Annotated in this window: 29 protein-coding genes and 1 tRNA gene; 17 read left to right on the forward strand and 13 right to left on the reverse strand. The window is 53.6% G+C overall.

Features of this window, described 5'->3' with window-relative positions:
- Window positions 1-23: 23 nt before the first annotated feature.
- The 9 genes from fliL to QCD69_RS03115 all read left to right on the forward strand — a co-directional run bounded on the left by fliL (window position 24) and on the right by QCD69_RS03115 (window position 7374).
- Complete coding sequence (fliL, locus tag QCD69_RS03075; RefSeq protein ID WP_125288013.1) at window positions 24-503, forward strand: flagellar basal body-associated protein FliL; 480 nt, start codon at window positions 24-26, stop codon at window positions 501-503.
- Between the two features lie 6 nt (window positions 504-509).
- Window positions 510-1517: a flagellar motor switch protein FliM gene (gene fliM / locus QCD69_RS03080; RefSeq protein WP_253460461.1), complete on the forward strand. Its 1008-nt coding sequence runs from the start codon at window positions 510-512 to the stop codon at window positions 1515-1517.
- Window positions 1510-1917 carry a flagellar motor switch protein FliN gene (fliN, locus tag QCD69_RS03085; protein ID WP_125288015.1) on the forward strand — a complete coding sequence of 136 codons (408 nt, stop codon included), beginning with the start codon at window positions 1510-1512 and terminating at the stop codon, window positions 1915-1917. The genes fliM and fliN overlap by 8 nt, the downstream gene beginning before the upstream one ends.
- A 38-nt stretch (window positions 1918-1955) precedes the next feature.
- Window positions 1956-2387, forward strand: a complete 432-nt coding sequence (fliO, locus tag QCD69_RS03090; protein WP_125288318.1) for a flagellar biosynthetic protein FliO — start codon at window positions 1956-1958, stop codon at window positions 2385-2387.
- Entirely contained in the window at window positions 2384-3118 is a 735-nt protein-coding gene (fliP, locus tag QCD69_RS03095) for a flagellar type III secretion system pore protein FliP (RefSeq protein ID WP_125288016.1), read from the forward strand. The genes fliO and fliP overlap by 4 nt, the downstream gene beginning before the upstream one ends.
- An 83-nt stretch (window positions 3119-3201) precedes the next feature.
- On the forward strand, window positions 3202-3471 hold the full coding sequence (gene fliQ, locus QCD69_RS03100) for a flagellar biosynthesis protein FliQ (protein WP_125288017.1): 270 nt from the start codon (window positions 3202-3204) through the stop codon (window positions 3469-3471).
- Window positions 3472-4257: a flagellar biosynthetic protein FliR gene (fliR, locus tag QCD69_RS03105; protein ID WP_253460458.1), complete on the forward strand. Its 786-nt coding sequence runs from the start codon at window positions 3472-3474 to the stop codon at window positions 4255-4257.
- A gap of 643 nt (window positions 4258-4900) precedes the next feature.
- Window positions 4901-5536 (forward strand): transcriptional regulator RcsA, encoded by a 636-nt coding sequence (gene rcsA / locus QCD69_RS03110; RefSeq protein WP_253460455.1) that lies wholly within the window; start codon window positions 4901-4903, stop codon window positions 5534-5536.
- 152 nt (window positions 5537-5688) lie between these two features.
- Entirely contained in the window at window positions 5689-7374 is a 1686-nt protein-coding gene (locus QCD69_RS03115) for a methyl-accepting chemotaxis protein (RefSeq protein WP_301250982.1), read from the forward strand.
- A 50-nt stretch (window positions 7375-7424) separates the two neighbouring features.
- Here QCD69_RS03115 and dsrB read toward each other — a convergent pair whose 3' ends face one another.
- A complete protein-coding gene (dsrB, locus tag QCD69_RS03120) occupies window positions 7425-7616 on the reverse strand; it encodes a protein DsrB (RefSeq protein WP_253460447.1) in 192 nt (63 codons plus the stop codon).
- A gap of 62 nt (window positions 7617-7678) precedes the next feature.
- Complete coding sequence (locus tag QCD69_RS03125; protein ID WP_039385165.1) at window positions 7679-7837, reverse strand: YqaE/Pmp3 family membrane protein; 159 nt, start codon at window positions 7835-7837, stop codon at window positions 7679-7681.
- 606 nt (window positions 7838-8443) lie between these two features.
- On the opposite strand from QCD69_RS03125, the gene QCD69_RS03130 reads away from it, so the two are divergent.
- Window positions 8444-9238: a mannosyl-3-phosphoglycerate phosphatase-related protein gene (locus QCD69_RS03130; RefSeq protein WP_253460445.1), complete on the forward strand. Its 795-nt coding sequence runs from the start codon at window positions 8444-8446 to the stop codon at window positions 9236-9238.
- 51 nt (window positions 9239-9289) lie between these two features.
- Complete coding sequence (locus QCD69_RS03135) at window positions 9290-10510, forward strand: glycosyl transferase (protein ID WP_253460442.1); 1221 nt, start codon at window positions 9290-9292, stop codon at window positions 10508-10510.
- Here the strand turns inward: QCD69_RS03135 and dgcQ are convergent.
- The 5 genes from dgcQ to QCD69_RS03160 form a co-directional block, all read right to left on the reverse strand.
- Entirely contained in the window at window positions 10507-12141 is a 1635-nt protein-coding gene (dgcQ, locus tag QCD69_RS03140) for a cellulose biosynthesis regulator diguanylate cyclase DgcQ (RefSeq protein WP_301250986.1), read from the reverse strand. The genes QCD69_RS03135 and dgcQ overlap by 4 nt on opposite strands.
- A 126-nt stretch (window positions 12142-12267) precedes the next feature.
- The gene (locus QCD69_RS03145; RefSeq protein WP_125288024.1) at window positions 12268-12447 is read right to left on the reverse strand and encodes a YodC family protein; all 180 of its coding nucleotides are present in this window, start codon (window positions 12445-12447) and stop codon (window positions 12268-12270) included.
- A gap of 168 nt (window positions 12448-12615) precedes the next feature.
- Window positions 12616-12747 carry a hypothetical protein gene (locus QCD69_RS03150; RefSeq protein ID WP_255416512.1) on the reverse strand — a complete coding sequence of 44 codons (132 nt, stop codon included), beginning with the start codon at window positions 12745-12747 and terminating at the stop codon, window positions 12616-12618.
- A 39-nt stretch (window positions 12748-12786) separates the two neighbouring features.
- Entirely contained in the window at window positions 12787-13686 is a 900-nt protein-coding gene (locus QCD69_RS03155; protein WP_253460436.1) for a DUF808 family protein, read from the reverse strand.
- A 15-nt stretch (window positions 13687-13701) separates the two neighbouring features.
- Entirely contained in the window at window positions 13702-13974 is a 273-nt protein-coding gene (locus QCD69_RS03160; RefSeq protein WP_125288026.1) for a hypothetical protein, read from the reverse strand.
- 170 nt (window positions 13975-14144) lie between these two features.
- Here QCD69_RS03160 and yedA point away from each other — a divergent pair, with 170 nt between their 5' ends.
- Window positions 14145-15062, forward strand: a complete 918-nt coding sequence (gene yedA / locus QCD69_RS03165) for a drug/metabolite exporter YedA (RefSeq protein WP_301250991.1) — start codon at window positions 14145-14147, stop codon at window positions 15060-15062.
- A 59-nt stretch (window positions 15063-15121) separates the two neighbouring features.
- Here yedA and QCD69_RS03170 read toward each other — a convergent pair whose 3' ends face one another.
- Entirely contained in the window at window positions 15122-15604 is a 483-nt protein-coding gene (locus QCD69_RS03170) for a very short patch repair endonuclease (RefSeq protein ID WP_301250992.1), read from the reverse strand.
- A gap of 42 nt (window positions 15605-15646) precedes the next feature.
- Complete coding sequence (locus QCD69_RS03175; RefSeq protein WP_253460425.1) at window positions 15647-17023, reverse strand: DNA cytosine methyltransferase; 1377 nt, start codon at window positions 17021-17023, stop codon at window positions 15647-15649.
- A gap of 146 nt (window positions 17024-17169) precedes the next feature.
- On the opposite strand from QCD69_RS03175, the gene QCD69_RS03180 reads away from it, so the two are divergent.
- Complete coding sequence (locus tag QCD69_RS03180; RefSeq protein ID WP_301251156.1) at window positions 17170-17826, forward strand: epoxyqueuosine reductase QueH; 657 nt, start codon at window positions 17170-17172, stop codon at window positions 17824-17826.
- A gap of 48 nt (window positions 17827-17874) precedes the next feature.
- On the opposite strand, the gene QCD69_RS03185 is transcribed toward QCD69_RS03180, so the two are convergent.
- Together QCD69_RS03185 and QCD69_RS03190 are read right to left on the reverse strand one after the other, a co-directional pair.
- On the reverse strand, window positions 17875-18123 hold the full coding sequence (locus QCD69_RS03185; protein ID WP_125288030.1) for a hypothetical protein: 249 nt from the start codon (window positions 18121-18123) through the stop codon (window positions 17875-17877).
- 73 nt (window positions 18124-18196) lie between these two features.
- Window positions 18197-18901 (reverse strand): phosphohydrolase, encoded by a 705-nt coding sequence (locus tag QCD69_RS03190; RefSeq protein ID WP_253460422.1) that lies wholly within the window; start codon window positions 18899-18901, stop codon window positions 18197-18199.
- Window positions 18902-19482: 581 nt separating this feature from the next.
- Here QCD69_RS03190 and QCD69_RS03195 point away from each other — a divergent pair.
- From QCD69_RS03195 to QCD69_RS03210, 4 genes are all read left to right on the forward strand, one after another.
- Window positions 19483-20142 (forward strand): hypothetical protein, encoded by a 660-nt coding sequence (locus QCD69_RS03195; protein WP_253460419.1) that lies wholly within the window; start codon window positions 19483-19485, stop codon window positions 20140-20142.
- Between the two features lie 197 nt (window positions 20143-20339).
- Window positions 20340-21107, forward strand: a complete 768-nt coding sequence (gene mtfA / locus QCD69_RS03200; protein WP_301250993.1) for a DgsA anti-repressor MtfA — start codon at window positions 20340-20342, stop codon at window positions 21105-21107.
- Between the two features lie 101 nt (window positions 21108-21208).
- Window positions 21209-21284: transfer RNA gene (locus tag QCD69_RS03205), tRNA-Asn, on the forward strand.
- Between the two features lie 410 nt (window positions 21285-21694).
- Entirely contained in the window at window positions 21695-22576 is an 882-nt protein-coding gene (locus QCD69_RS03210; protein ID WP_301250994.1) for a LysR family transcriptional regulator, read from the forward strand.
- Window positions 22577-22612: 36 nt separating this feature from the next.
- Here the strand turns inward: QCD69_RS03210 and QCD69_RS03215 are convergent, their stop codons facing one another.
- Window positions 22613-23320: a PHP domain-containing protein gene (locus QCD69_RS03215; RefSeq protein ID WP_301250995.1), complete on the reverse strand. Its 708-nt coding sequence runs from the start codon at window positions 23318-23320 to the stop codon at window positions 22613-22615.
- Window positions 23321-23341: 21 nt separating this feature from the next.
- Window positions 23342-24517 (reverse strand): MFS transporter, encoded by a 1176-nt coding sequence (locus tag QCD69_RS03220; RefSeq protein ID WP_301250996.1) that lies wholly within the window; start codon window positions 24515-24517, stop codon window positions 23342-23344.
- Between the last annotated feature and the right edge of the window lie 14 nt (window positions 24518-24531).

Genomic DNA, 24531 nt, shown 5'->3' on the forward strand with positions numbered 1-24531 from the left:
TACTCACAGGAATTATCGCCCGTATGACTGAGAAGAAAGCCAAAAGCGGCAAACGTAAACTCTTGATTATCCTGATAGCGCTGGTGGTTCTGGCCGCTTGTGGCGCAGGAGGCTATCTGGTCTGGCATAAAATGCACGGGTCTGCCGACACGGCAAAAGCTGAAAAGCCTGCGCCGCCGCCTGCACCGGTATTCCTGGCGCTGGATACGTTTACCGTTAACCTGATCAACCCGGATAACGATCCCGATCGCGTGCTTTACGTTGGCTTCACGCTGCGTCTGCCCGATCAGGAAACGCTGCAGCGCGTAAATGATTATCTGCCGGAAGTTCGCAGCCGCCTGCTGCTGCTGCTCTCTAACCAGAACGCCGCGTCGCTGGGCAACGAACAGGGCAAGCAAGAGCTGGTCAAACAGATTAAAGCCACGCTTGCGCCGCCGCTGGTGCCGGGACAACCTCCGCAAAAGGTGACGGACGTTCTGTTCACCGCCTTTATCCTGAGGTAGGGCAAAATGGCCGACAGCATTCTCTCACAAGCGGAAATTGACGCGCTGCTTAACGGCGACAGCGACAGCGCGGCGGAAGAAAACGTCAGCAGCGCGGGCGACAGTGATATTCGTCCTTACGATCCCAATACCCAGCGTCGCATGGTTCGCGAACGTCTGCAGGCGCTGGAGATCATTAACGAACGCTTTGCGCGTTCATACAGGATGGCGCTGTTTAACCTGCTGCGTCGTAGCCCGGATATCACGGTAGGCGCGATTAAAATTCAGCCGTATCATGAATTTGCTCGCAACCTGCCGGTACCGACGAACCTGAACCTGATCCACCTGAAGCCGCTGCGCGGTACGGCGCTGGTGGTGTTTTCGCCAAGCCTGGTGTTTATCGCCGTGGATAACTTGTTTGGCGGAGACGGTCGCTTCCCTACTAAAGTAGAAGGACGCGAGTTTACGGCAACCGAACAGCGCGTCATTCGCAAGATGCTAAAACTGGCGCTGGAAGGCTACAGCGAAGCGTGGAAACCGATTTATCCGCTGGACGTGGAGTATGTTCGCTCCGAAATGCAGGTAAAGTTTACTAATATTACTACTTCACCTAACGATATCGTGATTACCACGCCGTTCCAGGTGGAGATTGGCAACCTGATTGGCGAGTTCAATATCTGCATTCCGTTCAGCATGATTGAACCGCTGCGTGAAACCCTGGTCAACCCGCCGCTGGAGAACTCGCGTCAGGAAGATCACAACTGGCGCGAGACGCTGGTGAAGCAGGTTCAGCACTCCGAACTGGAGCTGATTGCGAACTTTGCCGACGTCTCGATGCGGATTTCACGCCTGCTGGCCCTGAAGCCCGGCGATGTATTACCGATAGAAAAACCGGATCGCATTATCGCTCATGTCGATGGCGTGCCGGTCTTAACCAGCCAGTACGGCACCCTGAACGGGCAGTACGCGCTGCGTGTGGAACATCTGATTAACCCGATTTTGAACTCGATGAATGAGGAACAGCCCCATGAGTGACACCAATAAGCCGTCCGTTGACGACCTCTCTGCGGACGACCTTTGGGCTGACGCGCTGAACGAGCAGTCAAACTCAACCAGCACCGCGTCCGAAGGGGTGTTTAAATCTCTGGAAAGTAATGATATCGCCGGTTCGCTCCAGGATATCGACCTGATTATGGATATCCCGGTCAAGCTGACCGTGGAACTGGGCCGCACCAAGATGACCATTAAAGAGCTGCTGCGTCTGACGCAGGGTTCCGTGGTGGCGCTGGAAGGCCTGGCCGGCGAGCCGCTGGATATTCTGATCAACGGTTATCTGATTGCCCAGGGCGAAGTCGTGGTGGTTGCCGATAAATACGGCGTGCGCATCACCGACATCATTACGCCATCTGAACGTATGCGTCGACTGAGCCGTTAATGACGACCGCCAGCCAAACGCAGCAGGAGCAAGCGCCAATGAGCACGGGCCAGCAGCAACCGGCGGCGCATTCGCCGGTCAACGTCGGACAAACGCAACAGCCGCCAGGCCAGCCGGCCGCTTCCACCGGTTCAGTGTTGACGCAGGTCAGCAGCGTGTTGGCCGTGATTATTCTGTTGATTCTGGCCTGCGCCTGGCTGGCGAAACGATTTGGCTTCGCGCCCAAAACGGGCAAGCGCGGCCAGCGGGATATCTCGATCAGCGCCAGCTGCCAGGTTGGGCAGCGCGAGCGCGTGGTTATCGTTGACGTGCAGGATGCCCGGCTGGTGCTGGGCGTGACCGCACAGCAGATCACCCATCTGCATACCCTGCCGCCCTCACCGGTGCAGGAAAATCCGGAAGAGCCGCAGCCCGCTGGCGATTTCCGTCAGGTGTTAGAGCTTATTAAACGCGCCGGAAAACCAAAATGAAACGCATTCTTCCTTTCTTAGCGCTGCTGCTGCTGCTGGCGCCTGAAGTTCACGCCCAGTTGCCGGGCCTGGTCAGCCGTCCGACGGCTAACGGCGGTCAGAGCTGGTCGCTGCCGGTGCAGACGCTGGTGTTTATCACCTCGCTGACTTTCCTGCCCGCTATTTTGCTGATGATGACCAGCTTTACGCGCATCATCATTGTTTTCGGCCTGCTGCGTAACGCGCTGGGCACGCCGTCCGCGCCGCCAAACCAGGTGCTGCTCGGCCTGGCGCTGTTTCTGACCTTCTTTATTATGAGTCCGGTATTGGACAAGATTTATCAGAACGCCTATCTGCCGTTCAGCGAAGACAAGATCAGTATGCAGGACGCGCTGGATAAAGGCGCGCAGCCGCTGCGTGAATTTATGCTGCGGCAGACTCGCGAAGCGGATCTGGCCCTGTTTGCTCGCCTGGCCAACTCCCCGCCTTTGCAAGGCCCGGAAGCGGTGCCGATGCGCATTCTGCTGCCGGCCTACGTGACCAGCGAGCTGAAAACGGCGTTCCAGATTGGCTTTACCGTGTTTATCCCGTTTCTGATTATCGACCTTGTCGTCGCCAGCGTGCTGATGGCGCTGGGGATGATGATGGTGCCGCCCGCGACCATCGCGCTGCCCTTTAAGCTGATGCTGTTCGTGCTGGTAGACGGCTGGCAGCTGCTGATTAGCTCGCTGGCGCAAAGCTTCTATTCATAATAATCGGGCGACGACGTCGCCCGGCAAAAATCGCGGCGCTGCCTGTCGCGACGATATAGGCCCTCAATTTTCCCGGAGTCGTGATGACACCAGAATCGGTTATGTCAATTGGTCATGATGCGCTGCACGTTGGGCTGATCCTGGCCGCACCTCTGCTGCTGGCGGCGCTGGTCAGCGGTCTGCTGATTAGCCTGCTGCAGGCGGCGACGCAAATCAACGAACAAACGCTCTCTTTTATTCCAAAAATCCTCGCCGTCGTTGCGACCATCGTCGTGGCTGGCCCGTGGATGCTGAGCCTGGTGCTGGACTATATGCGCACCCTGTTTACCAACCTGCCTAATATGATCGGTTAAATGATTAACTTCGACAGCAGCCAGCTGATGTTATGGATGGGGCAACTTTTTTGGCCCCTCGCCCGCGTGCTGGCGTTAATCATGACCGCCCCGATCCTCAGTGAAAAATCGATTAGCAAAAAGGTTAAGCTTGGCTTAGGCCTGATGATTACCTGGGTTTTGATCCCCACGCTGCCGCCGGTTAATGTGACCTTATTCTCAATTGGCGGCTTCTGGCTGCTGATTCAGCAGATTCTGATTGGCGTGGCTATCGGTTTTACGATGCAATTTGCCTTTGCGGCAGTCAGAACCGCAGGTGAAGTCATTGGTTTGCAGATGGGTATCTCTTTTGCCACCTTTTTCGATCCTTCAAGCCGACTGAATATGCCGGTGCTGGCCCGCTTTATGGATATGCTGGCCATGCTGCTGTTTTTATCTTTTAACGGTCACCTGTGGTTAATTTCTATGGTCGCCGACAGCTTTCATACGCTGCCTGTTGGCGGAGAGCTGATTAACGGCAACGCGTTTCTGGCGTTAACGAAAGCAGCCAGTCTGATTTTCCTTAATGGAATGCGATTAGCGTTACCCCTGATAACGCTGCTGCTCATCATTAACCTGGCACTGGGTTTGTTAAACCGTGTTTCACCTCAGCTGTCGGTTTTTGCCATCGGCTTTCCTATCACCTTATCAATCGGTCTTATCTTCCTGAGCCTGATGATGCCGCTCCTGGCCCCGTTTTGTGAGCATTTATTCAGCGAAGTATTTGATTTACTCTCACAGATCCTTAGCGAACTTCCTGCCAAATAAACTTAAGTATTCAGAACCACCTCAAGAGAGGCCCTGGGGGCATTGTTAAGCGTGTAGAATGTTTTTGCACATTTTTCAAACCGCCGATACCAGAAAATTCTTAAGGAAAATCTGATTAATCGCTTCACCCAATGAAAATTATTCTTATTAAATGCCAGTTAGCGTATTTTGTTTAACGAAACGGATGCAATGTTGCTTAAATGTTAAGCATCGGAGTGAATAAAAACGTCTGTTTTTACTGGAAATTTTATTTTTTGCCGTTATTCTTGTAGCAAATCGTATTTCACAGCAGGTTTAGTGCCCTATACAGCGGCACACATTCGCGTGATGAATGTTTTTTAGGATTCGTCCTATCAGATTTCTCTGCGTTCTGCGCGATAGTGGCGAAGTTCACAAAGCAGTGCGGCAAACTTCTGTCAGATCCTCCATCTGTCTACGGATGTTTTACCGCGTTGGTAGTGGGTGGTTTGCCTAAACTAAACGGTTACATCGAGCATGGACAGGTTTGTTCAGCGTCCGCTAACAGACTTAATGCTGAGTACAAATAATAAAATTGAAAACAGAACATATTACTCTCGTAACTTACACAACGCGTAATTCATCGTTAGTTTAAACGAATAACAATTTGGTGAGGGTCGCAGTTATGCCAACAATTATAATGGATTCATGCAGCTACACACGCTTAGGTCTTACTGATTATATGTCCGTCAAGGGAGTTAAAAAGAAAAACATAACTTCCGTTACCGACATCGATCAGCTTCAAATTAAATGCCAGCAGCTCCAACCGGGCGTTGTATTTATTAACGAAGATTGTTTTATTTATGAAGCAGATGCCAGCCAGCGTATAAGAGACATTATTACGCAGCATCCTGACACGCTGTTTTTCATCTTTATGGCTATCTCTAACATCCATTTTGAGGAATACCTCTACGTTCGTAAGAACCTGATTATTACGTCAAAATCGATTAAGCCTGCTACACTCGATAACTTACTTCTGTCCTATTTCCAGAAGAAACTCAACGTGTCGCCTCGCTATTCCGCTGGCTTCGATGTTCATCCATTGACGCTAAGCCAAACTGAGTCGAACATGCTTAAAATGTGGATGTCCGGTCACGATACCATTCAGATCTCGGACAAAATGCAAATTAAAGCCAAAACGGTTTCTTCGCATAAAGGCAATATTAAACGCAAGATTAAGACTCATAATAAACAGGTCATCTATCATGTGGTGCGCCTGACTGATAACGTCACCAGCGGTATCTACGTCAACGTACGCTAAGCGTTAAAGAAGCCGGCTTATGCCGGCTTTATTTTATCCACTAATGTTAACAGGATCACACTTTTCCGTTAACCTTTCGCCTTTCTCTGCCGATGTGTTGTAAACAAAGCGAAGCCTGTCGCTTCGTTTACCCAGACAGAGAGCACAAGGACATGACACCACTCCCCCAACCCGAAGGTTCTTCTCACTTAAGTTTCTGGCAGCATCTGCGCCTCGTTCCCCTGTTCACCACTATTCTCGGTGCCATCCTGTTTCTGTTCGCCCTGTGCATCGGCCTGGCGAGCTATTATCTGATCCAGAGTAACCAGTCGCTCAAGGACGTTACCGAAGAGATCCAGGTACGTATGGCTATCTCTAACAGCTCCAATCACCTGCGTACGGCCCGGCTGAATATTATTCACGCGGGCGCGGCGGTGCGCATTGGCGATATGGATCTGTTTAACGAGAATCTTAAACAGGCGGAAAAGCGTATTCAGCTGGCTGGCGAGAATTTTAAAGCCTACACGCAACGGCGCATTAAAACCCCGGCGGACGAAGCGCTGGATGGCGAATTGACCGTCCGCTTTACGGCCTATGTCAGCGAGGGCCTGCTGCCAATGGTAAAAAGCGCCAAAGACGGCAGCTTTGAAAATGTGATAACGCGAGAAACAGATTTCACGCGCGGCCTGGATAATGACTATAACGCCGTACTGCTGAAAGCCATCGCCATTCGTACCCAGCGCGCCACCGCCATTAACGCGGGCGCAGAGGCGCAAACCCGCATGGGCTTTATTATGATGGCCGGCGCTTTCGCCGCCGCGCTGCTGCTGACGCTGGCTACCTTTATCTTCCTGCGTCGCGTGATCATTGCCCCGCTACGCCAGGCGGTGCAGCGAATTGAGCGTATTTCGCATGGCGATCTGACCGCGCCGCCGCAGGCCTGGGGCCGCAGTGAAATCGGCGCGTTGGGCAGCAATCTGCAAACGATGCAGCAGGCGCTGGTGAAAACGGTCGGCACGGTGCGTGAAGGTGCGGTAGCTATCTATCAGGGCTCGACCGAAATTTCGGCGGGCAATACCGATCTTTCCTCCCGTACCGAGCAGCAGGCGGCGGCGCTGGAAGAAACGGCGGCCAGCATGGAACAGCTGACCGCAACCGTGAAGCAGAATGCGGAAAATGCGCACCATGCCAGCCAGCTGGCGGGCGACGCCTCCGGGAAAGCCCGCCAGGGCGGGGATATCGTTTCCGGCGTGATCGGCACCATGAATAATATTTCCGCCAGCTCAAAGAAAATTGCTGAAATTACCACGGTTATCAACAGCATCGCATTCCAGACCAATATTCTGGCGCTGAATGCCGCCGTTGAAGCGGCGCGGGCGGGCGAACAGGGTCGCGGTTTCGCCGTGGTGGCCAGCGAGGTGCGGAATCTGGCGCAGCGCAGTGCGGGCGCGGCGAAGGAAATTGAAGGGTTAATTGCCGAATCGGTCAGCCTGATCGAGCGGGGATCGACTCAGGTCAGCCATGCAGGCGAGAGAATGACGGATATCGTTCAGGCCGTACACAGCGTTACGGAGATTATGGCCGAGATTGCTTCTGCCTCTGATGAACAAAGCCGGGGCATCCAGCAGGTGAGCCAGGCCGTATCGGAAATGGATAACGTTACCCAGCAGAACGCCTCGCTGGTGGAACAGGCCTCCGCCGCCGCCTCATCGCTGGAAGAGCAGGCCTCACGTCTGACGCAGGCCGTAGCGGCCTTTAATCTTAGCGGCACGCCACAGCCGACTGCGCCAGTGCTGAAAACCAAAGCGGCGCCGTTGCGTCCGGCGCTGGCGGACGGCGATAACTGGGAAAAATTTTAGAACGGGCGTAAAAAAGGGCGAATTGCTTCGCCCTTTTTCATCCTGCGCGGCTATTCGGTATGCGGTTCTACAAAAATGCCGTCCCGCTGCCCCAGCTCGTTAAAAAACCAGATCCCCTGCGGATAATCCTCCAGCGAGACCAGATACATGGTGCCTTCGCTAAAGTCCTCTACCGCCAGTACCGTGCCGGCGCGGCGCGGCCCGCCGTCGGTCTTTACCGTGACCCGATCGTTTACCTTCATTTTTTTCTCCTGGTAGGTGCGCTACAAATAAGATAGCGCATCTTACCCGGAAACCGGCGCGCTTAACGACGGGCAATGACCCAAACGGCGTGCACAATACCCGGAATGTAGCCGCAGAGCGTCAGCAGGATATTCAGCCAGAAGGCGCCGCCAAAACCGACCTGCATAAAAACACCCAGCGGGGGCAGAAGAATAGCAATAATAATACGTAAAAGATCCATGTCGCCTCCATAGCGCGGATAACAGCTTGTTTTGTAATCGTTTGTTCAGTATAGCCCGAATCTGCCGTTGCGCCTGCCGCCGCATGTAAAACAACGTAATGAACGTATATTTTTCACTTTTTTAACGTTTTACGGTGAGACTTCTGACAACGGCCCGGCATACACTGTTCCCACTGCACCAACCCCAAAGGCGCAGTCAACCTAAAAAGTAACAAGGATTTTTGCCCGCGCAGCGCGGGCTTTTTTTTGCCTTTTTTTCAGGCATTGCGTCGGTTATGCGCAAAAAAAAACCCGGCCAGCGGCCGGGAAAAAATTAAAATTCGCTACAGAGAAAAATCTCTGACCCGCGTAGCCTACCGATTGGCCCTATTAAGAATTTTCTTAACTTCATAGCACATTATTTTTTTCCTGTGAATTTATCCACCTTTTTTGTCTGAAGCCCTGTCGCCTCGCCTGCTCGCCTGTAAGTAGTTACTTACGTGAGTTATTGCTGTTTTTTAAGAGAATTCCTGGGCGAACCGCTTCGTTTGTTTGCCTGCCTTTTCTGCGCCTTCGATGGATACCGCTATACTTGAGTCACTTGCCTCAGGCTATGGAGAAACAACGATGCCGGCGCTGCATGATCCCCTGATGATAGTTACGGATTTAGATGGTTCCCTGCTGGATCATCATACCTACAGCTGGGAGGCTGCCGAGGCCTGGCTGGCGCGTCTGAAGGCGGCCGATATTCCCATCGTGATCTGTTCAAGCAAGACGGCGGCGGAAATTGAGCCTCTGCAGCGGGCGCTGGATATCGTCGGCGCGCCTTTTATTGCGGAAAACGGGGCCATTGTGAAATGGCAGCAGCAAACGCCTGTCGCTGCCGATCGGCCTTCCGCAAAAGATTATGCGGCGATCTGCAAGACGCTGCGGCAATTGCGTGAGCAGGATGGCTTTAAATTTACCGGGTTCGCCGACGTGACGGAAAAAGAGGTGGCGGACTGGACAGGCCTGACGCCGCGCGACGCCGCCCTGGCGAAAACGCGGGAAGGGTCGGAAAGTTTGATCTGGCGAGATACCAGCGAGCAGTTTACCGCTTTCCAACAGGCGCTGGCGGCGCAACAGCTGGAGCTGGTTCAGGGCGGGCGTTTCTGGCACGTCATGAATCAGGGACGCGGTAAGGGCGCGGCGCTTGACTGGCTGCTGACGCACTACCCGCCTCCCGGCAGCGGCCGCTGGATCACTATCGGTCTGGGCGACGGTCCCAACGATGCGCCCATGCTGGAGAAAGTAGATTATGCCGTCGTGATCAAAGGCTATAGCAAAACCGGCGTGACGCTGAAGCGTCAGCAACATGTTTTTTACAGCGCAGGCTTTGGCCCGGAGGGCTGGAGCGAGGGCCTGACGCACTATATTACCTGATAACAGATTTCCCATGCAGCCCAACTACGGGCCCGGCTTAAGGAACACGCGATGAGTGATTTTTTCCAGAACGGCGTTATCACCAACTTTCATAATCTCACCGCACGTCCAGTTGAGGAACTGGAGCAGGAGCTGGTGCAGTTCGCCACGCGGCGCAAGATGGGACTGATCCTGCCTTCGCTTTTTTCCGAACTGGAAGGCCCGGCGCTCGGCCATATCGTTGACGAGCTGGCTAAGGTGCCCTATCTCGAAGAGATAGTTATCGGCCTGGATCGCGCCGATCGCGAGCAGTTTCTTTACGCCCGCGACTTTTTTTCCCGCCTGCCGCAGCGCCATCGTATTTTGTGGAACGACGGGCCGCGCCTGAAGGCGATTGATGCCGAGCTGGATAAAGAAGGACTTTCCCCTTCTCAACCGGGCAAGGGTCGTAATGTCTGGTTCTGTACCGGCTATACGCTCTCTTCGGAAAGTACCAGCTGCGTGGCGCTGCACGACTGCGATATCGTAACGTATGAACGCGGCATGCTGGCAAGGCTGCTCTATCCGCTGGCGAACCCGTCTTTTCAGTATGAGTTCTGTAAGGGTTTTTACGCCCGCGTGGCCGACAACAAGCTGAACGGTCGCGTTGGCCGCCTGCTGGTTGGGCCGCTGCTGCGTTCGCTGCAGAAAGTGTACGGCCATTCGGAATACCTGGACTATCTGACCAGCTTCCGCTATCCGCTTTCCGGCGAGTTCGCAATGCGCACGCACGTGCTGAACAATATAAAAATCCCCGGCGACTGGGGGCTGGAAATCGGCGTGCTGTCTGAAATCTATCGCAACTACACCACGCGCCAGAGCTGCCAGGTTGAGATCGCGCATAATTACGATCACAAACACCAGCCGCTGTCGGAAGAGGACGGCACCGGCGGCCTGCGTCGGATGAGTAACGATATCGTCCAGTCTTTGCTGCGCAAGATGGCGACAATGGGCGTGGATTTGACCAGCGACTCGTTCCGCGTGTTGAAAGCGACCTATTACCGCAACGCGCTGGATATGATGGAGATTTACAGCCATGAAGCGGCGATGAACGGGCTGAAGTTCGATCAGCACGCGGAAGAGGCGGCGGTAGAAATGTTTACTCAGTCGATTCTGGAAGCCGGACAGTCCTTTATCGAGCGGCCGAACGAAAAACCGTTTATTCCAAGCTGGAGCCGCGTGCAGTCCGCTTTCCCTGACATTATGCAGCGTATCTATCAGGCGGTGGAAGAGGATAACAAGGGCAACGTTTAGTCCCGGTCGCAGACGCGATTGCGTCCTGACGTTTTGGCTATATAGAGCCTGCGGTCGGCAATCGAGCGCAGGCTTTCAAAATGGTAGTCGCCCGACGCCTCGCTGGAGGCGACTCCCAGCGAGGCCGTTACCCTCAGCCATGCTGAATTCCCGGCAAACACCTGCTTTTGCGCCAGCGCGACGCGAACTTTCTCCGCTATTGCCACGGCCTGGTCGGCAGTAACGGCCAGCGCAATGCAAAACTCTTCACCGCCAACGCGCCCGGCGATCGCCGACGGGTCAATGGTGTCATCTATCACGGCGGCGGCATAGGCCAGCACGCGATCGCCTGCCTCATGACCATAGCCGTCATTTACCTGTTTAAAGCGGTCGAGATCCAGCTGGATCACCGAAAAAGGCCTCTGCCTGAGCTGGCTCTCGTACGCCAGCGCGTTAGCCCGTTCGAAAAACGCGCTGCGGTTCAGCATCTTCGTCAGCCCGTCATGGCTGGCGCGCCAGCGGAGTTTTTCCTGCATCGCCAGCAGGCGCCTGACCAGACGAATAATGAGCTGGTGCGACAGCAGCAGCGCCAGCGTAAACAGCAGCCACATCCCCAGCAACGCCAGCGCTACCTGACCGGTGCTGCCCGTCAGACTCTGCCGCAGCGTATCGACATTAATCAATACGCCTCGGGCATAACGGGTTTTGACCCAGCTGATATAGCGCGTATCAAGCCGCAGCGCGCCGCGATCGCTGTGGGCGATGGCCCGTTGCAGCCGGGCGATCTGCTCAGCGGTAAAATGTGCGGTCGCTGGCCCGTCTACGGCGCTGGCCAGCGGCCTCAGGTTGATATCATAAAAAAGTATGCTGCCCATTGGCCGTTCAGGCAGCGACAGCAGAAGCTGTTGGCGAATGTTGGCGGTCGAAAAATCCATTGCCAGCACGCCATACCAGTAGCCGTCCAGATCGACAGGCAGACTGAGCGTCAACGCGCTGCGGCCTGCGGCAGTCGCGTCCGGGCCGCTCCAGCGCGGCTGCCTGGACAGATTGCTTTCAGGCCGCATAGCGGTAAACCAGGGCGCGTTCACCACGCGGGTAAGATAGCGCAGCGTATCCTCGCCCTGCGGCAACGGCGTGGAGCTGAGCCAGAATCCCGCCCGCGAGAGGTACCAGAGCCGCGAATGAAAATCTCTGTTGGCGTCGTTAAGCTGCAAAATCAGGCTCATCATCAGCGTTGCCGCCAGCTCCGGCTTTAGCCTGGCGTCGTCGCGCCTGAGCAGCGGATAGGCGGCAACCGCGTCGTCGGCAATACCGGATAGCGGCAGGCTGTGGGTCATGCTGGCGTAGAGATGCCAGACCGGCTGGCTACGCAGCAGCGAAAAATAGTCCAGCTGTCGCCGCATCTGGCTGTTTTCGGCAGGCGCGCGCATAACCTGTTGCAGCATATTGCGGCAGAACAACAGCTGGTCAAGGCTGAACTGAAACTGGCGATCGAGATCGTCGGCAATATCTTTCAGGCTGGCGCGCTGGCTAAGCTCATAGGTTGCTTTTAACACGCTGCCTTCTCGCCAGGTCAGTACCGAGGAGAAAAGAAAGACCAGCAGAAAACAGACATGAATAACCGCCTCAGGATGGGAATGGGCCAGCTTCACACGGCAACGCTCCTGCCAGCGGGAAAGAGCTTTTCAGTTTAGCTGCGGCAGGAAGGTTGCGCCAGCAGCGGCGCGGCGGGAAGTAAATGATAACAGGACGAAATTTCTCGTCCCGTTCGGTCAACGCTAGCTGGCAAGCCGGTTTTGCCCCGCGCTCAGCGCACAAAGCTCCTCTTCCCGAAACGCTTCGCGCCGCACGCTGTAGCCGTCATACCAGCGACACTCCACCATACCGCTGGCATAGCCGGTAACCACCATTGCCGGACCGCCTTCTTTAAGCTGCACTGCCTCACTGACCATGATCATGCCGTTTCTCCTGAGCTGGAAACTTCGGGGGAAATTCAGGTATAGCAGGCAATCGCGCGGCGCGCCGTTAACGGTAGGTAAAAGTTTTGTTAAAAAGGAATAAGCAGTTAAAAAGGCGAAAATTAAAAAAAGCGAGTAAGGATTACTCGCTTCAAAGAAGGGTCGAACTCAGATTTTGCAGCCTTCGCAGTCCGCTTCGTCGCTCAGGTCAGTCGGGACTTCGCTGGCTTTTTTCTCGGCGTTGGCTTCTGCCTGTTCCAGCTCGGCATCAATATCAAATTCAAAAATATCGTCTTTCATCTTCGCTCCCGGTTTGGTGAAGGGGTGTCTTTATACTGATTATGCCCGCAGTTTGCCAGCCAGATTTACCCCGCACAGCACGATCGATCCGACGATAAAACCAATCACCAGATTTGCGCCGTTGCTGATAAGCGAGCTGATAAAACCGCTGTGGCCCGCGGCCAGATGCTCAATAAAGTGATGGATGAAGGGCACGCCGTGCGCAATGATGCCGCCGCCGACCAGAAACATCGCTATTGTGCCGACTACCGTCAGCACCTTCATCATTTTTGGCGCCAGGGTCAGCAGCACGCTGCCGATACCTTTGGCCAGCGATGAGGTTTTCTGTTGCAGCCACAGGCCCAGATCGTCGATTTTCACGATACAGGCGACAATGCCGTACACGCCGACGGTAACCAGAATGGCGATACCCGCCAGGATCATCACCTGGCTCAGCAGCGGCGCTTCGGAAACGATACCCAGCGTAATGGCCACAATTTCTGCCGACAGAATAAAGTCCGTGCGCACTGCGCCTTTGACCTTTTTCTTCTCGAAGGCAGCGGCTTCCTGCTGCGAGAGATTGCGCAGCCGCTGTTCGCGCGCCGCATCGCTGTTTTTCTCTTTGCCGTGCAGGCTATGCAGCACCTTTTCCACGCCTTCATAGCTAAGGTAAGCACCGCCCAGCATCAGCAGCGGCGTGATCGCCCAGGGGATCCACGCGCTGATGGCCAGCGCCAGCGGCACCAGGATCAGCTTGTTAAGAAAAGAGCCTTTCGCCACGCCCCAGACCACAGGCAGTTCCCGGTTGGCTTTGACGCCGCTGACCTGCTGCGCGTTCAGCGACAGATCGTCGCCCAGCACGCCGACGGTCTTCTTTGCCGCCACCTTGCCCATGATCGAGATATCGTCCATCAACGTGGCGATATCATCCAGTAAAGTCAGTAAGCTACTACCCGCCAAAATTTCCTTCCTTATTTAATGTTCATCATGCTGACAGCAGGGACAGACGTTGACTTCCGCTACCGTCATATCGGCTATGCCTTCGCAATCCCACTCAACCCGCACCGGCTGGCCCGCGTCCAGGTTGTGATGCACAAATTTGCTGACCGGGCTTTCGGTCATCCCGGCGATCTCCTCCGTCGCCACCAGCTGCTCGCCGACAAAAATGCGCGCGGTAGCCTGCGTGTTGACCATGCGCTCGCCGCTGATTTTGTACAGCCGTCTGACTGTGAGTTTGATACTGGCCATCGTCTGTCCTGCTACAGGATGTTAAAGAGTGTGATCTAAGCAAGTATGCACGAGAGATGCAAATTATGTGGACTGAATCGCTTTCCGGCCGTTAAAAAGACGCTATTTCATCTGGTTGAAATCTTTTTTTAACGGTAACTTAACGACCCCAACCCGCGGTGAGAAACCTTATGTTACGTCGTGCGCCCGCTCTGCTTCCGCTTCTGGCCGCTTTGTTCGCCCTTTACTTTATCTGGGGATCGACCTATTTCGTTATTCGTATTGGGGTAGAAAGCTGGCCGCCGATGATGCTGGCTGGCGTGCGCTTCGTGCTGGCGGGCGTCGTCCTGCTGGTCTTTCTGCTGCTGCGCGGCGAGCGGCTTCCCGGCTGGCGAGCGGCAGGTAACGCCGCGCTGGTGGGGATTATGCTGCTGACCATTGGCAACGGCGCGGTGACGATTGCCGAGCATCAGCAGGTGCCTTCCGGTATCGCTGCCGTGATGGTCGCTACCGTCCCGCTGTTTGCAATGTGCTTCAGCCGCCTGTTCGGCATGGCAACCCGCTGGATAGAGTGGCTGGGCATTGCGGTTGGCCTGGTCGGCATTATTCTGCTGAACAGCGGCGGCCACCTGGGCGGTAATCCCTGGGGCGCATTGATCATTCTGATCGGCTCGATCAGCTGGGCGTTTGGCTCGGTATGGGGATCGCGCATCACGCTCCCGACAGGCATGATGGCGGGCGCAATAGAAATGCTGGCGGCGGGTGCGGTTCTGCTGGCGGGCAGCCAGCTTAGTGGCGAAAAGCTGGCTGCCGCGCCGGGCCTGTCCGGCCTGCTGGCGCTGGGCTACCTGACGCTGTTCGGTTCGATTATCGCCATCAACGCCTATATGTTTTTGATCCGCAACGTCAGCCCGGCGGTCGCCACCAGCTACGCCTACGTTAATCCGGTGGTGGCGGTGCTGCTGGGGATTAGCTTCGCCGGTGAAAGCCTGTCGCCGCGCGAATGGCTGGCGCTGGGGGTGATCCTTTTTGCAGTGGTGCTGGTCACACTGGGCAAATATCTTTTTCCCGGCAGGCCGGTGATTAAATCGGTATCTCGTCCAGACTAAGGCGCTATGCGGGGCTTTTATCCATTAGTGGATGCCCTCAGTCATCAATGGCCAGAGCACTATGCAGGGCGTTCGCGCATCAGGTGAATGCCCTGCCAGTCGATTTCGGCGTTACCCTCGCCGGCAAAAAGCCACTCTTCCAGCCTGGCGCTTATCGCCTCGTCCGCCAGCTTGTGCTTACCGCGCAGCGCGCATTCCCAAACCACCAGCACCCGCCAGCCGCTGGCGCTCAGCTGATCGATAAAACGCTTATCGCGCGTCACGTTGCCGCTGATTTTATTCATCCAGAATTCGGTGCGGGTTGCCGGCACTTTAAACAGATAGCAGTCGTGATGATGCCAGAAGCAGCCGTGCACAAAAATAATGGCCTGGGGGTTCTCCAGTACGAAGTCCGGCTTTCCCGGCAGCGTCTTATCCTGCACGCGATAGCTGAACCCGCGCTCGGCCAACAGCTCGGCCAGGCGGATTTCAATGGCGGTATCCTGGGTACGGATAGCGCGCATATTTTTACTGCGAATTGCGGAAGTGTGAACATCGGCCATAGCATCCTCCTTGAGGTGGCTTAAGTATAGACGCCTCCGGGCCTACTTCTCCGCCTGCTTAACCGCCTGCGCTATCCAGGGCTGCAACAGTCTGGCGACGGCGGCAAAGGCGGGCACCACCACTGAATTGCCAAACTGGCGATAGGCCTGACTGTCTGAAACCGGAATGCGGAAACGCGTTTCGCCCGGCGCCTCAAAGCCCATCAGGCGGGCGCACTCTCTTGGCGTCAGGCGGCGCGGACGGCGCTGCTGGTTTTGCGGATGGTCGAAATCCACCTCGCCCTGCTCTTTGTCCCAGCCGCGATCGATCAGGATTTCCGAGCCGTCTTTGTAGTAGCGCGCGGAGAGCGTGCGCACCACGCCGTGCTCTTTATCCGGGTCGACCAGCCCGTAGCCAAAGCCGTTGCCCTTCGCCTGATGCTTTTTCGCGTAGTTATAGAGATATTTCCACAGCGACGGCGTCAGAATATATTTGGCCTCGACCTGGCTGTCCAGCAGCTGGCGCAGCGGGATCCTTTGCTGCGGATAGTGCTGAGCGAGCGCGGAAAGCGTGAATTTGGGCAGGTTTAAATCGCGCCGAAACCCGACCAGCACGATACGTTCGCGGTGCTGCGGCAGAAAATGCCTGCCGTCGACGATTTTCGGATCGGCGGCGCCGTTGAGATCCGCATCGGCCACGTCGTAGCCCAGCTCGTCCAGCGTTTCCATAATGATGCGGAAGGTTTTGCCTTTGTCGTGGCTCTTCAGGTTTTTGACGTTTTCCAGCACGAAGATCGCCGGTTTCTTCGCGGTGATAATGCGCGCCACGTCGAAAAACAGCGTGCCCTGCGCTTCGCACTCAAAGCCATGAGCGCGGCCCAGCGCATTTTTTTTCGATACGCCCGCCAGCGAAAACGGCTGGCAGGGAAAACCGGCCAGCAGCACGTCGTGATCCGGTACCTGCTGGTCAATATGTCGATAGGCTTCCTGCTCGCTGACCGGCTGCGCGCTTAGCGTCACGTCGCGGATATCCTGATTGAAAACGTGCGCCTGCGGATCGCAGTACCAGTTCGCCTTATAGGTTCTGACCGAGTATTTATTCCATTCGCTGGTAAACACGCACTGCCCGCCAATCGCCTCAAAGCCGCTGCGGATACCGCCGATACCGGCAAACAGATCGATAAAGCGGAAAGCGTAATGCGGATGGTGCGCGGGCGGCTGAGGCAACAGGCGCGCCAGCGCGTCCGCTTCCGCCTGGCTTAACGTCCCGCCCGTGCCTTTCAGCCAGCGGCTTAACGATTCCCGCGTCCACTTAGCGTGACCAACCTGCTGCAGCGTAGCCAGAAGGGTTTTGATATCGTAAACGGCCTGCAGGCGGGCGGCCAGCTGGCGATCTTCCAGTCCAGGCTGCGCCTCTGCAATAGTGTCGAACTCGCTCATAGTCTCTCCGGAAATAAACGCCTGCCAGTCTACCACTTCATCACGCTAAAACCAGGGGCAACCGCCTTTTACTGCGGGCCACGATCCGTGACATCGGGCGGCCATCAGCCTAAACTTGCCGTGTTTAAAACAATGGAGCTGAAATGATGAGCGATATTACGCGACCGCCGTTAACTTTGCCGAACGGCGCGAACAAACTGCTGCTGCACTCCTGCTGCGCGCCCTGCTCTGGCGAGGTTATGGAAGCCATCGCGGCGGCCGGCATCGATTACACCATCTTTTTCTATAACCCCAACATTCATCCACAAAAAGAGTATCTGCTGCGCAAAGAGGAGAATATTCGCTTTGCCGAGAAGCACGGCGTGCCTTTTATCGATGCCGATTACGATACCGATAACTGGTTTGAGCGGGCTAAGGGCATGGAATGGGAGCCGGAGCGCGGCGCGCGCTGCACGATGTGTTTTGATATGCGTTTTGAACGCACCGCGCTTTATGCGCACGAAAACGGCTTTCCCGTTATCACCAGCTGCCTGGGCATCTCGCGCTGGAAAAATATGCAGCAAATTAACGAGTGCGGCGAGCGGGCCGCGGCGCCCTATCCGGGGCTGGTCTATTGGGATTACAACTGGCGGAAAAAAGGCGGATCGGCGCGCATGATTGAAATCAGCAAGCGCGAACGTTTTTATCAGCAGGAATATTGCGGCTGCGTTTATTCACTGCGCGACAGCAACCTGCATCGTAAAAGCCAGGGGCGTCCGTTGATTAAGCTTGGCGTACTCTATTATGGTGATGAAGACGAGTAGCGGCTGACAGGCGTCCCTGACCGGGCAGTCAGGGACGGAAAGGCCTTTTTACTTCTTCTTTTTCGTTTTTTTCAGCAAGGCGCGTACCTGTTTCAGCTCGCTGGCGTTCAGCTGGGGATCGACGTCTTCGAGCACGCTCTGGTTGTCCACGGCCGGATGCTGCTGGGTGGTCAGACTGAGCTGTAAACGCTGGCTGACTTCCTGGCTGAGCGAAATCTGGTTTTCCTGCGCCAGGTTTTTCAGCGTTTCTTTCAAAGCGGGGTCAATTTTTAACGTTAAGCTAACAGCGTCGGTCATGCCTGAATCTCCTGATAAATGTTAGCAACACGGTAGCCTGAAAAGATCTGCTTAACCATACTGTCACAAAAATTTAATATTTCCCCCGCGCCGCGACAAATTCACGCAGCACATCCGGATCCAGCTCGCAAAACTCCCCTTTCAGTTCGGCGCAGAGTTTGGCCATATAGGTAATCAGGAAATCCGCATTATGCTCGGCAAGCCGACGCCCTTCCGCCGTCTGCATGGTTTGCGGCAGCTTAAGCAGCTTCTTCTGGAAGTGATCGAGCGCCCATTCAGCATCATTTAGCGGGCGATCGCGACCCAGCGGATCGGCGCTGTCGAACAGCGAGCGGCCCAGCGCGCCGGAAACATAAAACACCCGAGCCAGCCCGATCGCGCCCAGCGATTCCAGCCGGTCGGCGTCCTGAACAATTTTTGCCTCCAGCGTTTCCGCCGTTACGTTGGCGCTAAAGCTGTGGGCATGTACCGCATGCGCTACCGCCTCACGCTTATCGGCAGGAAAATCAGGAAACACTTCCGACAAAATTCGCCGCGTTTCAACCGCCGCCTTTGCTGAAGCCAGGTGTCTTTCAGGATGGTTCTTAGGCAGGTTGACGATATCGTGGAAATAACAGCTGGTGAGCACAACCAGTTCATCCACCGCCATCCCTTTCATAATACGCTGTGCAGTCAGCCAGACGCGCCGTAAATGGGCGATGTCGTGCGCTTTATCATCCTGCGGCCAGGTCTCAAACAGCCAGCTTTCAAAGCGGGTTTGCCAGTGGGTTAGTGTCATAGCCTTCTCCCTGTAATGTAAAATTGCAGAGACGTCAGCGGCCTTGCTTCACCGCGGCGCCACCGGCGATAAAAATGCGATCTACTTCATGTTTATAACGTTTGTCTTAACACTTCCACAACCCCTTTCCCGTTACCTTCGTCGCCCGCCATTATCAGGTGGCGCGTTTTTAACCAAAAAGATAAACGCTTATAATGTTGTTTTTGCAATAAGTTACCAGCATTTTGTTGCACAGTAAGTTAGAATCAATGCCGGTCGGTCGTTGTTTTTAGCTCGCGCCATCATCAGAAAGCTCCGATAATACACCCTTGCGGCTACTGTAAGGGATTGTAAAGGCGGCATATGTCAAATTTATGATGGCCCGGATAATCCGGCGCTAACCGGCCTTCCGAACCCGATCCTGGCCACCCGTCGCACACAGAAAGCGAGAGCGCAGAACGGGTTCAAAAATAAACAAGCACGGCTAATGATTGCATACTTTTTGTATACACTTTTCACTACAGGCTAACAGCATATGCCGGATCCCTTTTCGCCTGACGGCGGCGAGCGGGTCTTAACTAATAAGAAACAGGGGTCAAACCATGAAAGAACGCCCGATTTTGTTTAGCGATCAACGGGTGCGAGCACTGCTCTCAGGCCAGCAGCGCCAGACCCGACGCATTATGAAGTCACAACTTTTTGGTCCAGGCCAGGATAACCATGAAGGATGCTACGGGATTGATGTTCTGAACAATCACTTGCAGGGCAACCGCGTGATGGGCATGGAGAACTTGAGCTACCACTGCCCTTACGGTCAGCCTGGCGATCGCCTGTGGGTAAGAGAGACCTGGCGCGGCCCGGTGGTTCCCGTAGAAGAGATGGCTAACTACGAGCGCAATCCGGCCCAGTTTAAATCTTCCGCCTGGTGCCGCTATCGTGCCGATACCAGCGAGTTCTCCAGCGCAGGCGAAGAAGACGAGCATTTTGGCTGGCAGGCCGGCATCCATATGCCACGCTGGGCAAGCCGCATTGATTTAATGGTGACCGCCGTTCGGGCAGAGAAAATTCAGGATATCAGCGACGATGATGTGCTGGCCGAAGGCGTGCAGACAGACTCCCATTTTCTGAATAACTTCTTCACCATGCACAACGAGGTCGTTTCGCCTAAGGATGCCTACCGCAAGCAGTGGGCATTGCAGTATGGCGGCACCAGCTGGGAAGTGAACCCCTGGGTGTGGGTTATTGAATTCGAGCGTATATAACGCTGCCCGCAGGCTCCGGCTGGTCTGGGCCGCCGGGGCCTGAATATCTCGCTTCGTCACAGAAAATCGCTGAAAAGCTTGCTTAAGTTCGCTCTGCTGTTCCATGCTGCTATGCCCTTTTATATGGCCTGCTCGCCGGAGACTGCGCCAAGCGATCCGCCGAAGCAGGGTGAGATTTTTCTGCTGTGGGTTGCATCATGATTAAATGGTTCCGGAAATCCAACGATGCTGTGTTCGACGCGCTGCCCTGGCAGCAGGCGTTAGCTATTCCGCTGCTTGGCGCGCTGAATGACGCCGAGCGGCAACAGCTTATCCAGCTGGCCACGCGCTTCCTACAGCAGAAACGGCTGGTGGCGCTACAGGATTTCGCGCTGGATGAGCTGAAGTCGGCCCGGCTGGCCCTGCTGTTCTGTCTGCCGGTACTTAATCTGGGTTACGACTGGCTGGACGGGTTTCACGAGGTGCTAATCTATCCCGCGCCTTTTATCGTTGACGACGAATGGCAGGATGAGTTTGGCCTGGTGCATCGCGAGAGTATGGTGCAGTCGGGCCAAAGCTGGCAGCAGGGTCCGGTGGTGCTCAACTGGCTGGACGTGCAGGATTCGTTCGATCTTTCCGGCTATAACCTGATCGTTCACGAGGTTGCCCACAAGCTCGACAGCCGGGGCAGCGACCATGCCAACGGCGTGCCGGCTATGCCGCTGCGTCACGTCGCGGCGTGGGAGCACGAGCTGAATGCCGCGATGACCAGTATTGCAGAAGAAATCGAACTGGTCGGCGAAAATGCCGCAACGATTGATGCCTATGCGGCCAGCGATCCGGCGGAGTGCTTTGCGGTCCTGTCGGAATATTTCTTCAGCGCCCCTGAGCTGCTGAACGACCGCTTTCCTGCGCTTTATCCGCATTTTTGCCGCTTCTATCGCCAGGATCCGCTTTTGCGCAACGGCGCGGGCGTAGTACATTAGCTGCGCGCCCTGTTTTAAAGATAGCCAGTTGAAAGGGCTGGACTTTTTTCCTGTTGACACGCCGGTCCGCCCTCGCTACTATGCGCCCCATCGAAACCGATTCCTCTGTAGTTCAGTCGGTAGAACGGCGGACTGTTAATCCGTATGTCACTGGTTCGAGTCCAGTCAGAGGAGCCATATTAAAGAAGCCCGCTCAAGGAAACTTGAGCGGGCTTTTTGCTTTTTTATAATCTGATCGGTTTCCGTCACTAATGTCTAAAGTCCCTCTTGAGCGATAAGCGATCCTGCATTGCGCCGGGTGCCAGGACAATTGGCTCCCAAGCTGAGACCTGACAACAGCGTAAAGATATCCGCACGGTGCTGGCGCTGAACATTACCTCGGTACAGCAGCGGGCCACTGAGCACAGTACACATACGCCGAATAACATGTTTATTACCATGTACTGGCATGGCATAAAATCAATAAAAAATAGCCGCTGAAACCACTGGCCGTCTGCCTCGTGACATCAGCGAATAGCCTGTTGCCATTCCTGTCAATAAGGATTAATGTGTAATATTGAAAATTAAAAGAGTAAGGAGTTAATAATTTGGACAATAAATTACTGAAATCATTTATTGTACTGGCGAAAAGTAAAAGCTATCGCGAAGCCGCAGAAAAACTTTTTATTACACAGCCTGCGCTAACGAAACAGATAAAATCCCTGGAGCAGGGACTACATTTATCCCTTTTTGTGCGTGATAACCATGGGACTAAACTGAGCATAGAAGGGGAAATGCTATATCGTAGTGCCCTTGTGCTGGATGAACAGATAAATCACTTTACATGTGTCGCCAAAAAGATCCGTACCGGAAAAACGGGAAGTATTAATATAGGTTACACCTCATCCTTTCTCAATATTTTCCCTGATATAGTCAGTGCATTTAACAGACAATATCCAAATATTAATATCAATCTTATTGAGATGTCTTCTGCACAGCAGGAAGAGGAGTTACTAAAAGGAAGTATTGACTTGGGGTTTATGCGAAAATCAGAAAATGAATCGCTCTCTTTTATGCTGCTCGGTAGAGACTATTTATGTGTTGTAGCACATCCTGACAATAGAGACAGGAAAATGAACATTGATGAACTTGTCGATGCAAATAACCTAATTTTACTGAACGAGACAAGCAATCCGGAACTTTACCATATTGTCAAAGTCTACCTTAAGAAACGTGACCTTCGCAAGAAACCCGCTCAGTATCTGACAAACATATATAGTATACTGGCTCTGGTCGGTTCAAGGACAGGAGTCTCAATCCTTCCATACAGTATTGTTTCTTTTTTAAAATCAGGATTTAGCTGCCAAGCTTTATCCGGATATGAGAGTCAATGGTTGCTAAGCCTTGCATGGAACAAACAACTTGAAATCCTTCCATGTATGGAATTTATCAAAAGCGTGGCCGAAAACAACCACAATGATGATACATAATACAGAATTTAAATAACCATGAATTTGGCAATTTAATCAACCTGTTATATTAAGAAAAGTTAACATCAGTGTAAGTGAAGAATTAATAATTATTTCTGATGGAACCTGCTGCTCTTCAAGAAGAGTTACAGCGTGATCAAGATTTCCGGTCCGAGTACAGAAATGTGAATCTGAGCCGACAGAAATATATCCTCCGGCATTCATTACTTCTGCGATAATTTTACGACAGTTCGGTAAACTCCCTTTACGTGCAACAGCGGAGCCGCTGTTTACCTCAAGGGCTACATTGTTTCTGGCTGCTTCAATAGCAATTTCCCGGTAATCTAACGGGAAATGTGGATTACCGGGATGGACAATGATTTTTATTGACGGATGGTTTATTACTTTCATCAGGCAATCCGTATTCTTGACAATATCATTACACGGTGGATAAACCGGGGAATGGAATCCTGCCATAACGTAATCCAGTTTATCAGCCATAATAGCATCGCAATCAATCTTGCCATCTTCAAATATGTTGGCTTCTATTCCTTTCAGAATACGCATCCCATCGATCTGTTTGGGAATGGCATTCATATTAAGGAAATGCCACCGGTGAGGAGAATCGTCAAGCGCAGGTCCATGATCTGTGATACCCAACGCCAACATATTTTTACGTTTTGCTTCCACTATATGTTCATATACTGAACTATAAGCATGTGCGCTTGCATGGGTATGGATATGCAAATCAATCAATAAATTCATAGACTCACCTTTTATTGTTACCTATATAAAACCTTTTGCTTTACTTGCTTTAACTAATAACAGGCATAATACCAGCAGAACGATCAATACCACTGGTAGTGAGAGTACTCCAGCCCATGCCAGCAATATACCTCCGACAAGACCACCTGCGGCAATAGCTATATTCCAGACGGTTACCATGAGAGACTGAGCTATATCAGCGGCTATACCCGATGTGCGTGCAGATGCGGTCTGAAATAAAGTTGCCCCGCCGCCAAACCCCAAACCCCATAAAAAAGCACCACTCATGACAAAATAAATATTGTGGTAAAAAAAAGATAAAAGTAACGAAGATAGCAAAAATATAGATAACCCACTTAGTACAAGAGACCGAAGATGTCTATCTATAAATATCCCTGTGATAACAATGCTGATAACAGCCATTACCCCAAATATAAGGAGAAATGTACTAATATAACGAACACCCAGTAATTCAGTCAGATAAGGTGATATGTACGTGTACATCATATTATGGCCAAGTGAGAAAATAAACGTTGCCAGTAATATGGTTTTGATACCAGGTATAGATACCACTTTCCCAACTGAAAAGCGCTCTGAAGGGGTTGCACCCGGTTGTTCAGGTAAGGTAAGCAAGCCGGCCAAAAATAATAGTCCCGCTAGCAGCGTCATAGCGTAAAACACGGTACGCCAGCCATAAAGACTTTCCAGAAACGTTCCTGCCGGAACTCCCAAAGAAAGCGCCAGCGGAACGCCCAGCATGACAATGGTTATGGCTCGTCCTTGGCGGGACGGCGTTACCATTCTACCCGCATACCCGGCAGCCAGTGCCCATAAGAGCCCAGCGAAGATCCCGGCCATAAATCGTGCTATCAGCGTGATGACAAAAGAATCAACCGCAGCGGTAATGCCGTTTGATACGGCAAATCCAGCCAGGGTCAATAAGAACATTTTTTTTCTTGAGCAGCGCTGCGTTGCAAGCGTTAACGGAACAGCAGAGAGTAGAGAGCCAACGGCATACAGTGTCACCCACTGACCTGCTTCGGAAGCGCTTATGTAGAAAGACTGCTCCAGAGAGTGGAGAAATCCGGCGGGAAGCGCCTCCGTCAGTATGGAAAGGAAGAGCGCCGCGCCAAGAATACCGAGCTGAAATACAGGTAATCCCGGTTTTTCCTCAGTCATATCTGTAAAACCCTTCATCCAGTTTTTACCTG

The organism is Erwinia sp. PsM31 (assembly GCF_030433775.1).
Taxonomy (GTDB): Bacteria; Pseudomonadota; Gammaproteobacteria; order Enterobacterales; family Enterobacteriaceae; genus Erwinia; species Erwinia aeris.

Excerpts from the sequence above, each read along its gene's own strand:
- fliL (WP_125288013.1), top strand. The coding sequence starts at position 24 with ATGACTGAGAAGAAAGCCAAAAGCGGCAAACGTAAACTCTTGATTATC.
- fliM (WP_253460461.1), top strand. The coding sequence starts at position 510 with ATGGCCGACAGCATTCTCTCACAAGCGGAAATTGACGCGCTGCTTAAC.
- fliN (WP_125288015.1), top strand. The coding sequence starts at position 1,510 with ATGAGTGACACCAATAAGCCGTCCGTTGACGACCTCTCTGCGGACGAC.
- fliO (WP_125288318.1), top strand. The coding sequence starts at position 1,956 with ATGAGCACGGGCCAGCAGCAACCGGCGGCGCATTCGCCGGTCAACGTC.
- fliP (WP_125288016.1), top strand. The coding sequence starts at position 2,384 with ATGAAACGCATTCTTCCTTTCTTAGCGCTGCTGCTGCTGCTGGCGCCT.
- fliQ (WP_125288017.1), top strand. The coding sequence starts at position 3,202 with ATGACACCAGAATCGGTTATGTCAATTGGTCATGATGCGCTGCACGTT.
- fliR (WP_253460458.1), top strand. The coding sequence starts at position 3,472 with ATGATTAACTTCGACAGCAGCCAGCTGATGTTATGGATGGGGCAACTT.
- rcsA (WP_253460455.1), top strand. The coding sequence starts at position 4,901 with ATGCCAACAATTATAATGGATTCATGCAGCTACACACGCTTAGGTCTT.
- QCD69_RS03115 (WP_301250982.1), top strand. The coding sequence starts at position 5,689 with ATGACACCACTCCCCCAACCCGAAGGTTCTTCTCACTTAAGTTTCTGG.
- dsrB (WP_253460447.1), bottom strand. The coding sequence starts at position 7,616 with ATGAAGGTAAACGATCGGGTCACGGTAAAGACCGACGGCGGGCCGCGC.
- QCD69_RS03125 (WP_039385165.1), bottom strand. The coding sequence starts at position 7,837 with ATGGATCTTTTACGTATTATTATTGCTATTCTTCTGCCCCCGCTGGGT.
- QCD69_RS03130 (WP_253460445.1), top strand. The coding sequence starts at position 8,444 with ATGCCGGCGCTGCATGATCCCCTGATGATAGTTACGGATTTAGATGGT.
- QCD69_RS03135 (WP_253460442.1), top strand. The coding sequence starts at position 9,290 with ATGAGTGATTTTTTCCAGAACGGCGTTATCACCAACTTTCATAATCTC.
- QCD69_RS03145 (WP_125288024.1), bottom strand. The coding sequence starts at position 12,447 with ATGATCATGGTCAGTGAGGCAGTGCAGCTTAAAGAAGGCGGTCCGGCA.
- QCD69_RS03150 (WP_255416512.1), bottom strand. The coding sequence starts at position 12,747 with ATGAAAGACGATATTTTTGAATTTGATATTGATGCCGAGCTGGAACAG.
- QCD69_RS03160 (WP_125288026.1), bottom strand. The coding sequence starts at position 13,974 with ATGGCCAGTATCAAACTCACAGTCAGACGGCTGTACAAAATCAGCGGC.
- yedA (WP_301250991.1), top strand. The coding sequence starts at position 14,145 with ATGTTACGTCGTGCGCCCGCTCTGCTTCCGCTTCTGGCCGCTTTGTTC.
- QCD69_RS03170 (WP_301250992.1), bottom strand. The coding sequence starts at position 15,604 with ATGGCCGATGTTCACACTTCCGCAATTCGCAGTAAAAATATGCGCGCT.
- QCD69_RS03175 (WP_253460425.1), bottom strand. The coding sequence starts at position 17,023 with ATGAGCGAGTTCGACACTATTGCAGAGGCGCAGCCTGGACTGGAAGAT.
- QCD69_RS03180 (WP_301251156.1), top strand. The coding sequence starts at position 17,170 with ATGAGCGATATTACGCGACCGCCGTTAACTTTGCCGAACGGCGCGAAC.
- QCD69_RS03185 (WP_125288030.1), bottom strand. The coding sequence starts at position 18,123 with ATGACCGACGCTGTTAGCTTAACGTTAAAAATTGACCCCGCTTTGAAA.
- QCD69_RS03190 (WP_253460422.1), bottom strand. The coding sequence starts at position 18,901 with ATGACACTAACCCACTGGCAAACCCGCTTTGAAAGCTGGCTGTTTGAG.
- QCD69_RS03195 (WP_253460419.1), top strand. The coding sequence starts at position 19,483 with ATGAAAGAACGCCCGATTTTGTTTAGCGATCAACGGGTGCGAGCACTG.
- mtfA (WP_301250993.1), top strand. The coding sequence starts at position 20,340 with ATGATTAAATGGTTCCGGAAATCCAACGATGCTGTGTTCGACGCGCTG.
- QCD69_RS03215 (WP_301250995.1), bottom strand. The coding sequence starts at position 23,320 with ATGAATTTATTGATTGATTTGCATATCCATACCCATGCAAGCGCACAT.
- QCD69_RS03220 (WP_301250996.1), bottom strand. The coding sequence starts at position 24,517 with ATGAAGGGTTTTACAGATATGACTGAGGAAAAACCGGGATTACCTGTA.